Source organism: Okeania sp. SIO3B5 (assembly GCF_010692555.1).
Classification (GTDB): Bacteria; Cyanobacteriota; Cyanobacteriia; order Cyanobacteriales; family Microcoleaceae; genus Okeania.
In genome coordinates, this window is the sequence record NZ_JAAHHG010000710.1 from 1 (window position 1) to 4,248 (window position 4,248).

5 protein-coding genes are annotated in these 4,248 nt (G+C 37.2%); 3 read left to right on the forward strand and 2 right to left on the reverse strand.

The window, feature by feature from the left end; genetic code table 11:
- The coding region (locus F6K54_RS41280; RefSeq protein ID WP_293090292.1) for a hypothetical protein at positions 1 to 206 on the forward strand (206 nt) is incomplete at its 5' end.
- 251 nt (positions 207 to 457) lie between these two features.
- Here the strand turns inward: F6K54_RS41280 and petE are convergent.
- A complete protein-coding gene (gene petE / locus F6K54_RS41285) occupies positions 458 to 1,003 on the reverse strand; it encodes a plastocyanin (RefSeq protein ID WP_293090293.1) in 546 nt (181 codons plus the stop codon).
- Positions 1,004 to 1,074: 71 nt separating this feature from the next.
- Here petE and F6K54_RS41290 point away from each other — a divergent pair, with 71 nt between their 5' ends.
- Both F6K54_RS41290 and F6K54_RS41295 read left to right on the forward strand, forming a co-directional pair.
- Positions 1,075 to 1,497, forward strand: a complete 423-nt coding sequence (locus F6K54_RS41290) for a BlaI/MecI/CopY family transcriptional regulator (RefSeq protein WP_293090294.1) — start codon at positions 1,075 to 1,077, stop codon at positions 1,495 to 1,497.
- The gene (locus F6K54_RS41295) at positions 1,497 to 2,342 is read left to right on the forward strand and encodes a M56 family metallopeptidase (protein WP_293090295.1); all 846 of its coding nucleotides are present in this window, start codon (positions 1,497 to 1,499) and stop codon (positions 2,340 to 2,342) included. The genes F6K54_RS41290 and F6K54_RS41295 overlap by 1 nt, the downstream gene beginning before the upstream one ends.
- A gap of 647 nt (positions 2,343 to 2,989) precedes the next feature.
- Here F6K54_RS41295 and F6K54_RS41300 read toward each other — a convergent pair.
- The gene (locus tag F6K54_RS41300; protein ID WP_293090296.1) at positions 2,990 to 3,541 is read right to left on the reverse strand and encodes a gamma-glutamylcyclotransferase; all 552 of its coding nucleotides are present in this window, start codon (positions 3,539 to 3,541) and stop codon (positions 2,990 to 2,992) included.
- Positions 3,542 to 4,248 lie beyond the last annotated feature (707 nt).

Genomic DNA, 4,248 nt, shown 5'->3' on the forward strand with positions numbered 1-4,248 from the left:
GGAGTCAGGAGTCAGGAGTCAGTCCTCAGGAGGGAAGACTGAAGTTGGAAGAAGGAAGAAGAAGAACTGGAGTTGAAGGAGAAAGTTTTTTTATCACGCTCTTATCCGGACATGATATTACGCAAAGACACTATATAGCAATGAGCGCTCAGGTATTTACAATGTCCAGTTCAAAGTGCAGTCTAGAAAAGGTGTACAAAAGATAATGTGTAAATATGCCAGCGCACATTGCTATATATAGTGCCTACTAATTGAGGCGATCGCTATAAATTTTATAGCGATCGCCTCAAGATAGATACCATACAGGACTTACGCACGGACACCAGATACAGTGAGAGCGTTTTGCTCCGCAACATATAAAGCGGAGCTTGGCGTTAGTCAATGGCATTAGCCCCTACATATGGCGTTTTCAAGGTAAAGCAAATTTAAAGTAGTTTCTCACACTTAAGTTCTGGTATTATTCTACAACCAGATGGCCAACCATACCAGCGCCACGGTGAGGAATACAGAAGAATTCATAATCACCGGCCTTAGCATCTGCTGGGATATTTATATCAAAGCTCTCTCCAGCTCTAAATGCCAGTTGTTTGTGGGAAAGTGATTTGGACAGATTTGGATCGGGTGACTTAGCAGGATTGAACATTACATTATGAGGTGGGAGCATAGCATTCTTAAATGTAACTGTATCACCTGGTTTAACAGCTACTTTCTTAGGACCAAATTGTAGTCCACCAGCACCCATTGTTACTGTATAGTTTGCTGCTTCTGCTGGATTAGAGAATACTAAACTACTGATAACTAGCATTGCTATGGAAGCTAGCAGTGCTACAGACTTGGAAAGCGAAGAGATAAAACGCATATTTACTCCTGTTTTTTTAAGATGATTATGTATTCGCTGGTCATTATACAATAGAGATCTCCGAAAAAAATCTAAAACCCTGATTATGTCTTGGTAAAAATCTAATTTCTGGATATTTTTGATTGTAAAACGACAGATTGTCATACTCAAATAATTTACCATAACAAAGGAGAAATTTTCACTACTGTGTTGTCAAAATCTAAAAATAAAAAATAATGAGTCCTTTACCAGATCACCGTCCACAACAAATGTCTTTAGGCCCTCTGGAAACAGAGATTTTGAATATTGTTTGGACATTAGGTTGTGTCACAGTCAAACAGGTACATGAATATATTCTGGCTGACCCTGACCGAGAACTAGCTTATACTTCAGTAACTACAGTGCTACGTCGCCTGACTCAAAAGGGTTGGTTAATTTGTGATGAAAGTGAGCGTGCTTTTGTGTGGCGACCTTTAGTTTCTCGTCAAGAAGCTCAAATGTTGAGAGCCCATCAACAATTAAATAAATTTCTGGAAGTAGGAAACCCAGATTTAGTGGCCTCTTTTGCCGATAGTTTAGATTCTGCTAGTATCGAGCAAATAGAAGCGATCGCCGAAAAGCTAAAAGCTATACGCAAAGTTAGGGAGGAAAAAGGATAATGCACCTGATTATCATTTTGGGAGCTTTTGGGTTATCTTATGGCCTCAGAAAAGCTTACTTTTTTACTCCGCGTAATTGGGGCCAACGTTGGGAGCGATCACTGCTGTTATTTATTTCTCCTCCCATAATATTAGTTACGACAGCTATTGCAGTTATTTGTATGGGTCCTCAAGGAAAAATGCTTGGACTATCAACTGGATGGTTTAGTTATTTATTGGCCTGGGGTTTTTGTGGATGGACAGCTATTTTAGGTTTGGTTTTAGGTTATCAAGGATGGCAGTCTGTACAAGAAGTGAATAATTATCCTCAGATAATTATTAAGGGTAAATCAGTACGTTTACTGGATAATCCTATTTTATTTAGTGCCCAAATAGGCTTTTGGGATTCTCAGTTAGTAGTGAGTAAAGGACTTATAGAAAGATTAAATTCCGAGCAACTTTATGCAGTTTTAAATCACGAGCAAGCACATTATTATTATCGAGATACTTTTTGGTTTTTTTGGTTCGGTTGGCTAGGAAAAATTGTGCCTTTTTTACCAAATACTGAAGTTTTGTGGCATGAACTTTTGACTCTTCGAGAAGTGCGTGCCGATCAGTGGGCAAAAAAACAAGTTGATGGATTATTATTGGCAGAAATTTTGTTGCTAATGGTGAGCGATCGTTTAACTCAGCCAGCTAATTTTGCTGCTGCATTTAGTTGTACAACTCCGCCTAACCGTTTGACAGAAAGAATCGATGCGTTGTTAGCAGAACCAGATTTTTCTATACAACAAAATAATTATTGGTTTTGGAGTTGGATATTATTAAATTTTTTCCCTTTAATAACTATGTTATTTCATCATTGAAAGAAGGAAGAAGGAAGGAGGAAGAAGGAAGAAGGAAGAAGGAAGAGGATAAGAATTTTTTTTTATCGCGCTATTATCCGGACATCATATACAGCGTATTTTATATTAGTGAGGTGCACCAGTCGCGGGCAAAATGCACGCAATACAAACACTTTACCATTTATATTTGTACCTCATCTATGTGCAATATGCTTTCATTAATTGATAATTGATAATGGATAATTGATAATTACCTCTGGTTAAAACCGTCCTTGATTGAATATAAGGAGATATTATTTCTTTTCTCTTGGTCGATTGGATATGGCGAGGAGACCTCGCCATCCCTCGACCGCTTTTTTACCCTTAAAAGGGGGAGGCTTTAAACCAGAGTTATTTAATTATTAATTATTAATTATTAATAATTCGGTAAATTGTGATTTAATCGTTTTTAGCAAAAAAAATACTTTAGAGTAATTAGATTCATAATCATAAAAGAAAAAAAAGAATGTCAATCTCAATCAAGACATGAAACGCCAAAATTTAGAGGGTCGTTAAAAACCCCCTAAATTTCTTGATAGATTTTCATCTTCTGCCTTTTTTAACCCAATGCTGAAAGTAAGTCAGAGATTACTTTTGACTTTTGACTTTTGACTTTTGAATTTTGATATCTAAGCTGCTGACAATAAATATTCTTGTCTTTTCTGGTGCTGTAAATTATACATATGTTCAAACAATTTCCAACAATATTCTTCAGAAAGTCCGCAAGTTATAGCTCCTCTAAGTACAACATTCAAATACCAATCGTTAGGAGCTAATTCTTGGGGCAATTTATCTATAACAGTATAGGTACAAACCTCACTATATAATTCCCCCTGACTATACACCTCAACTATTTCTGGTCGATAACCACCGCAGTGAATTTGTTTAATAAAATCGAATTTTACACTTTCTCTTTCATCTAGGCGAGGACGTAACCTCAAAGGTAAATTATAAAGTACTCCTTCTACATTAGAATTCGGGTCTTTCACTACATCTAATGCTCCACAATTACGCTTTTCTAAATAACGATAAAATCCAATTCTATATCCTTTAAGTGTAGCCGGACCGATGACGTAAGGATGGGTATTTTCTCCCATGGTTCGTTTTAAGTCTACAGGACACATACAAGATCCATAGGCAAAGTAGTAAAACTTTTTCTCTGTAGAAGTCTGCTTGTTCATCTTAGTTATTGATTTGAAAATCTGAGTGAGTATATGTCTGGAAAGACAGATTTGATTGGAGCATATGCATTAAATTGTGCAGAGTGTTTGATACTTTTTTCTGTTAGATTTTGCACAATTATAGTAATCAGTAGTAAGCTATCAACTTTTTTTCTTTTGGTGTGTCATTTTGAAGAAGGAGTCAGGAGTTAGGAATTAGGAGTTAGGCTACTTAATAATTTGGTTAAGTATAGCAGTTGCCATTACTATATTTGACAGATCAAAAGCTTAAAACTTAGACAACGCCATATTTTTCGGCCCTTCAGTCCTTCCTTCTCTGCTAGAAAACTAATTGCTTAAATAACTAAATGCCTTTTTCCTTCTTCCTTCTGCTGTAACTAATTAGGGTTTGCTGATTAAATATCGCACGCATTGACTGATATTGGTTTTAGGCAATTTATGTCTGGAAAAAGTATGAGCTTTTCAGCAAGTAATGGTTAAAAAAGTGAGGGTTTTCACCGAAGCAAAAGCCGAAAAATCACTCTGACTATTATTTTGGCCACTGACTCTGTAATTCCCATTCCTTCTTCGTCCTAACTACTGCCTACTCCCCTCCTGGGAGCTATCCCTTATAAGGAACTCCTCAGACACGAGGACACGGAGACGCGGAGACACGGGGACACGGAGAGAAGGGGAGAAGGGGAGAAGGGGAGCAGGGGAGAAGGGAG

Excerpts from the sequence above, each read along its gene's own strand:
- F6K54_RS41295 (WP_293090295.1), top strand. The coding sequence starts at position 1,497 with ATGCACCTGATTATCATTTTGGGAGCTTTTGGGTTATCTTATGGCCTC.
- F6K54_RS41300 (WP_293090296.1), bottom strand. The coding sequence starts at position 3,541 with ATGAACAAGCAGACTTCTACAGAGAAAAAGTTTTACTACTTTGCCTAT.
- F6K54_RS41290 (WP_293090294.1), top strand. The coding sequence starts at position 1,075 with ATGAGTCCTTTACCAGATCACCGTCCACAACAAATGTCTTTAGGCCCT.
- petE (WP_293090293.1), bottom strand. The coding sequence starts at position 1,003 with ATGACAATCTGTCGTTTTACAATCAAAAATATCCAGAAATTAGATTTT.